This is a genomic window from Streptomyces sp. ATexAB-D23, from assembly GCF_000373645.1.
GTDB classification, from domain to species: Bacteria; Actinomycetota; Actinomycetes; order Streptomycetales; family Streptomycetaceae; genus Streptomyces; species Streptomyces castrisilvae.
Genome location: NZ_KB892004.1, coordinates 115,471 through 121,525, shown reverse-complemented (window position 1 = coordinate 121,525; position 6,055 = coordinate 115,471). Strand labels below are relative to the sequence as shown.

The window sequence follows — 6,055 nt, the reverse complement described above, 5'->3', positions numbered from 1 at the left end:
CGTGCCCTAACTTCCTTCTCGCCAAGCCCGCCACAAACGTGCGTACCGGCCCCCCAGAGCGACCAACTCCTGGTGGGAGCCCTGCTCCACGACGCGGCCCGCGTCCAGGACGGCGATCCGGTCCGCCGCCATCGCCTGGGTCAGCCGGTGCGCCACGAACAGCGTCGTGCGTCCCGCGCAGGCCGCCAGAACGGCGCGTTCCAGCTCCGCGGCGCCCTCGCTGCCGGCCTCGGCGGTGGACTCGTCGAGCACCACCACCGGCGAACGGGCCAGCACCAGACGGGCCAGAGCGATCTGGGCCACCTTGGTCACGTCCAGCCGCTCCCCGCCCTCACCAACCGCGGTGTGCAGCCCCTCAGGCAGCCCCTGGACCCATTCCCCGGCGCCGGCCGTCCGCAGGGCGTCCAGCAGTTCGGCGTCGCTCGCCTCCGGCGCGGCCAGCCGCAGATCGTCGGCGAGCGGGCCGGAGAACACATGGGTCTCCTGCGTCAGAATGCTGACCAGGGCCCGCGCGCCCGCCTCGTCCAGGTCCGCGAGATCGGTCGGCCCGATGCGCACCGAACCCGACTGCGGGGTGCCGATCCCGGCGATCAGCGCGGCCAGCGTCGACTTGCCGGCCCCCGTCGCCCCCACCAGCGCCAGGGAGCCGCCCGCCGGAATCGTCAGGCTCACGTCGTACAGGACCGGCTCATCGCTGTCGGGGTAACCGAACGTCAGCCCCCGCACCGTCACGGGATACGGGACGTCCTGGGCCGCCGTCACGGAGGCGTCGCCCACCAGCCGGTCCTCCGCGTCCTCCCCCAGCACCCCGACCAGGCGGGTCAGGCTCGCGCCCGACTTCTGCGCCTCGTCGAAGGTGAACATGATCGCGCCGAGCGGGGTGAACAGCCGGTGGAACATCAGCGGGGCCGCCGACACCTCGCCGAGAGTGGCCGCGTCGCCCTCCAGCAGGGCGTACCCCACCAGCAGGATCAGGACCAGGCCGATGAACTCGGCGCGGTTCTCCCGGCCGACGAACCGGCCGAAGAACCGGAACACCTCGATGCCCAGATCCCGCACCCGCCACGACTCGGCGTCGACCTTCTCGCGGAACGCGTCCTCCAGGCGGTAGGCCCGGACGGTGTCGATTCCGTTCAGGCCGCTGATCAGCGCCTGGGCGCGGTCGGCCTGGGCCGTGCGCTGCTTGCGGTAGAGCGGGGCGGAGCGGGGCAGGTACCAGCGCAGCGCCAGCGCGTACGCCGGCAGCGCCCCGGCGCCCGCCAGGCCGAGCCGCCAGTCCAGGCCGAACATGCCGACGGTCGCGATGGCGACGAGCACGCCCGCCGAGAACACGGTGGGGATCGCGCTCCGGATGCCCCGGGAGAGCACGGCGACGTCGTCGCCCACCCGGGAGAGGACGTCGCCGCGGCCGACCTGCTCCAGCCGCGCGCTCGGCATGCCCAGCACCGCCCGGACCGCGCCTTCCCGCAGGGTGGCCAGCAGACCGGCGCCCAGCCGTCCGATCAGATACGTCGAGGCGGCGGTGGCCGCCGCGCCGAGCAGCGCGGCGGCCACCATCAGCGCCCCGACCCTCACCAGCACCGCACGCGACTCGCCGTCCACGACCCCGTCGACCACCTGGCCGAGCAGCAGCACCGGGAGCACCTGGAGCGCCGCCCCGGCCACGGTGGTGAGGAGGGTCGCGGCCGTCAGCCACGGGACCGCGCGGCAGTGCGCGGCGAGCCAGCGGGTCGCCTCACCGCCCGTCGCCGTACGCAGGGCCGACGGGGAATCGGAGCGGGTGCCGGTGGTGCTCAACCGGACGTCCGGGCGGGCCGGTGGGGGGTGCGGGCGGCTTCGGTCACTTGGCGTCCGCCGCCTTCACGAGCTCGTCGACCGCGTACGGCATGGACAGCAGCGTGCCCTGGGAGATGGCGGCGCCGACGGCCGGGCCCTCGCTGTCCAGCAGGTAGGACACCCGCCCCTCCTTGAACGCCTTGAGGTTGCTGAAGAGTTCGGACTTCTTCAGGGCCTCCTGGTCGGCCTTGTCATTGATGACGAAGATTCGGTCGACGTCGACGAGGTCCATGCGCTCCGGGGACAGCTTGGTGTAGAACTTGCCGCCGGCGATCTTGTCGATCTCCGTGTCGCCCTGGTAGCCGATGCCCGTCAGCAGGCGGCCTCGTACGTCGGTGGTGGTGAAGGGGGCCACCGAGTTGTCGTACCAGGACAGCGCGACGGCGGTCTGCTTCGCGAACTCGGGGTGCGCCTTCGCGGCGGCGTCCAGCTTCTCCTGGATGCCGGCCACCATCTCCTTGCCCTCCTTCTCCTTGCCGAGCGCCTTGGCGATGTGCTCCGCGTTGTCCTGCCACGGCGCGCTGAAGGGTTCCTTCTCGGCCTTGGTGCGGCCCACCGTCGGGGCGATCTTCGACAGCTTGTCGTAGGCGGCCCGGTCGATCTCGGAGTAGACGGCGATGATCAGGTCCGGCCGCAGGGCCGCGATCTTCTCGTAGTTGGGGCCGGCGTCCCCGTTCTTCATGATGACCTCGGGGCGGGCGTCGCCCCACTGGTCCTTCACCCAGGGCCACTGGGTGTTGATGTCGGGGGTCTTGCCCTCGGGGTTGGGGTACTGGTCGACCATGCCGACCGGCTTGATGCCGAACGCCAGGATGTCCTGGTCGTCGGTGTAGCCGACGGAGACGACCCGCTCAGGGGCCTTGGTGATCTTCGTGGATCCGAACGCGTGCTCCACGGTGACGGGGAACACGCCGCCGGCCGAGGCCGCCGGGGCCTTGTCGTCCGTCTTGTCCTGCGAGTCGGAGCCGCAGCCCACGAGGAGGCCGACGCCGAGGGCCGCCGCGGTCACCGCCGCCGCCACCCGCCGCCATGACCTGGTGGGCGTCGTTCTGTCGAGGAGCATCCGAATCCCTTGCTTTCACGCTGTCCGCTGAGGCCCTTCACAAGGGCAGGCAAACCTTACCCCGATCAAGTGAGGCAAGCCTAGCCTTACCGATCAGCTTCCTTGCTTGGAAGCCCAGTTGACCTGTACGTGCGTGCGCCCGATGGGCACGATGAGTGGCCGGTCGCCGACCGGGTCGTCTATCACCATGGCGCGCAGCCCGAACGCCTCCTCCAGCAGCTCGGCCGTGATCACGTCGCGGGGGTGGCCCTGAGCCAGGATCGAGCCCTCGTGCATCACCACGAGGTTGTCGCTGTAGCGCGTGGCGAGGTTGAGGTCGTGCAGCACCATCACCACGGTGCACCCCGACTCGTGGAGGTCGTCCACCAGATCGAGCACATCGATCGCGTGCGCCAGGTCCAGGTAGGTGGTGGGCTCGTCCAGCAGCAGGAGGTCGGTGCCCTGAGCCAGGGTCATGGATATCCACACCCGCTGGCGCTGGCCCCCGGACAGCGAGTCGACGGGCCGGTCGGCGAGATCGGCCACCCCGGTCATGGCGAGCGCCCGCCGCACGATGTCCGCGTCGTCCGATGACCACTGCCGCAGCCAGCTCTGGTGCGGATGGCGCCCCCGGGCGACCAGGTCCGACACCGTCAGTCCCTCGGGCGCGACGGGCGCCTGGGGCAGCAGGCCGAGCTTCTTCGCCACGTCCCTGGTGCGGAGGCCGGCGATGTCCTCGCCGTCCAGCACGACGGCGCCGCCGGCCGGCTTCAGCAGCCGGGTCAGGGTGCGCAGCAGCGTCGATTTCCCGCAGCCGTTGGGCCCGATGACGGTGGTGACCACCCCGGAGGGGATCTCGACGTCGAGGCCGTCGATGACCCTCCGGCCGCCGTAGCCGACCGTGATGCCTCTGGCCGCCAGCCGTGGGACGTCGCCGCCCACCGCCTCGGTCCGGGTGATGGTGCGGTGTGCGGCCACTGGCCCCCCTCTGCTCGGGTTGTCCGACTCGTCTGTCATTACCTGAGGTTCGCCCGCACCAGCAGGTACACCAGGAAGGGTCCGCCGATCGCGGCGGTGACCACACCGACCGGCAGGGCGATGGGCAGAGCCGTGCGGGCGATCAGGTCGGACCCGGTCAGCAGCAGCCCGCCCACCAGGCCGGAGGCCGCCATCGGCGGTGTCGGGTGCCTCGCCAGGCGCATCGCCACCTGCGGGGCGACGAGCGCGACGAAGGGGACGGGGCCCGCCGCGCTCACCGCGGCGGCGGCCAGCAGGACCGCGCACAGCAGCATGACGGCCCGCACCCGGGTGATCCGGACGCCGAGCCCCGCGGCGACCTCGTCACCGAGGTGCAGCGGCTTGAACTGGAAGGCCAGGCAGATCACCACGGCCAGCAGGGCGAGGGTGCACCAGAGCGCCACCCGGACCTCGCCCCAGGACCGGTTGTCCAGGGAACCGACCAGCCAGGCCTGGGCCCGCGCGACATCGCGGATGTCCGCCGACACCAGCAGCCAGGTGGTGATCGCCTGCATCGCGGCGCTCACCGAGATGCCGATGAGGATGAGCCGGAAGCCGTCGATCCCGCGCCGCCAGGCCAGGAAGTACACCAGAAGTCCCGTGCCGAGACCGCCCAGGAGCGCGGCCGCCGACAGGCCCACCGCGTCGGTGACCACCGCCGCGGCCCCGCCGGAGACGGTGACCAGGAAGACGGCGACCGCGCTCGCGCCGCCGGTGATGCCGAGGATGTCGGGGCTGGCCAGCGGATTGCGCGCGACGGACTGGGTGATCGCGCCGGAGACGCCCAGTGCGACGCCGACGACGAGCCCGGCCAGGGCGCGCGGCATCCGCAGGTCCATGATGACGAACTCGTCGACCGGCTCGCCCCGGCCGAGGATCGTGGCGATCACCCGGGACAGACCGATCGGGAAGTCTCCGACGCCGATGGACAGGCAGAACACCAGGAAGGCCGCCGCCGCCAGCAGCAGGGTGACCAGGACGAGCCAGGGCCGCCAGACGAACGAGACCCGGCCGACGCGGACGCCCGCCACCATCGATGGCTTCAACTCCGTGCCGTTCATGCGCTCCTGAACTTTCCGCGCCAGACCAGCGCCGCGAAGAACGGGGCGCCGAGCAGGGAGACGACGACGCCCGCGTCCAGCTCGCCCGGCCGCACCACCAGGCGCCCGACGATGTCGCACACCAGCAGGACGACCGCTCCGAGCAGGCCCGCGTACGGCACCAGCCAGCGGTAGTCGGGCCCGGCCAGATACCGGGCGACGTGGGCCACCATGAGCCCGAGGAACGCGATGGGCCCGCAGGCCGCCGTGGCCGCGCCCGCCAGCAGGGTGATGGCGACGATGCCGGTCGTCCGGCTCAGCGCGATGTTGACACCGAGCCCGCGCGCCACGTCGTCACCGAGGTTGAGGAGGTTCAGCGAGGGCAGCATGACCAGGGCCGACACCAGCCCGACCACGACGAACGCGGTGACGGGCCAGATGACGTCGTAGCCGACCCCGGTCAACGAGCCCGCGTTCCAGAACCTCAGCGCGTTCAGGGACTTCGTGTCGGTGAGCGCCACGGCCGTGGTCATCGCCGCGAGGAAGACGGTGACGCCCTGCCCCGCCAGGGCGAGCGTCAGCGGGTTGCCCGCGCCCCTGCCGATGCTAGAAAGACCGAACACGACGACCCCGGCGACCGCCGCCCCGAGGAAACCGAACCACAGGTACAGGAGCGGGTCGGTGAAGCCGAACACGGCGATCACCGACACCACGGCGAACGAGGCGCCGGCGTTGACCCCCACCAGCCCGGTGTCGGCGATCGGGTTGCGCGTGTACCCCTGGATCAGCGCACCGCCGACGCCGAGCGCGATGCCGGCCACGATGCCGAGCACCGTGCGGGGCAACCGTACGGTCTGCACGATCAGCCGGATCTCGGAGAGCCGCTGGTCGGATTCCGGGGCCGAGAACAGGCCGTGCCACACCTCGGCGGGGGTGAGCGAACGCGCCCCGACCACCAGGGACAGCGCCCCCACGACCAGGACGGCCGCGGCAAGCGCGCCCAGACCCACAACCCGCCTGTGACGGGCCCGAGTCGTGCCCCCGGGCGCGGGGCGCTCCACTGCAGTCGTGCTCATGTCGACGTACGTTATCCCTCTGATCCACCGGGACGGCGGCCGGG

The 6,055-nt window shown here is 71.8% G+C and carries 5 protein-coding genes; all 5 read right to left on the bottom strand.

Going from position 1 to position 6,055, the window contains the following annotated elements:
• Positions 1-6: 6 nt before the first annotated feature.
• The 5 genes from B082_RS0106395 to B082_RS0106375 all read right to left on the bottom strand — a co-directional run bounded on the left by B082_RS0106395 (position 7) and on the right by B082_RS0106375 (position 6,011).
• Positions 7-1,797 carry an ABC transporter ATP-binding protein gene (locus tag B082_RS0106395; protein WP_018550980.1) on the bottom strand — a complete coding sequence of 597 codons (1,791 nt, stop codon included), beginning with the start codon at positions 1,795-1,797 and terminating at the stop codon, positions 7-9.
• A 43-nt stretch (positions 1,798-1,840) separates the two neighbouring features.
• On the bottom strand, positions 1,841-2,899 hold the full coding sequence (locus tag B082_RS0106390; RefSeq protein ID WP_026249488.1) for an iron-siderophore ABC transporter substrate-binding protein: 1,059 nt from the start codon (positions 2,897-2,899) through the stop codon (positions 1,841-1,843).
• Positions 2,900-2,992: 93 nt separating this feature from the next.
• Positions 2,993-3,856 carry an ABC transporter ATP-binding protein gene (locus B082_RS0106385; RefSeq protein ID WP_018550978.1) on the bottom strand — a complete coding sequence of 288 codons (864 nt, stop codon included), beginning with the start codon at positions 3,854-3,856 and terminating at the stop codon, positions 2,993-2,995.
• Positions 3,857-3,894: 38 nt separating this feature from the next.
• Positions 3,895-4,956 (bottom strand): FecCD family ABC transporter permease, encoded by a 1,062-nt coding sequence (locus B082_RS0106380; protein WP_018550977.1) that lies wholly within the window; start codon positions 4,954-4,956, stop codon positions 3,895-3,897.
• Positions 4,953-6,011, bottom strand: a complete 1,059-nt coding sequence (locus B082_RS0106375; protein ID WP_026249487.1) for a FecCD family ABC transporter permease — start codon at positions 6,009-6,011, stop codon at positions 4,953-4,955. Before B082_RS0106375 ends, B082_RS0106380 begins: the two co-directional genes overlap by 4 nt.
• Positions 6,012-6,055 lie beyond the last annotated feature (44 nt).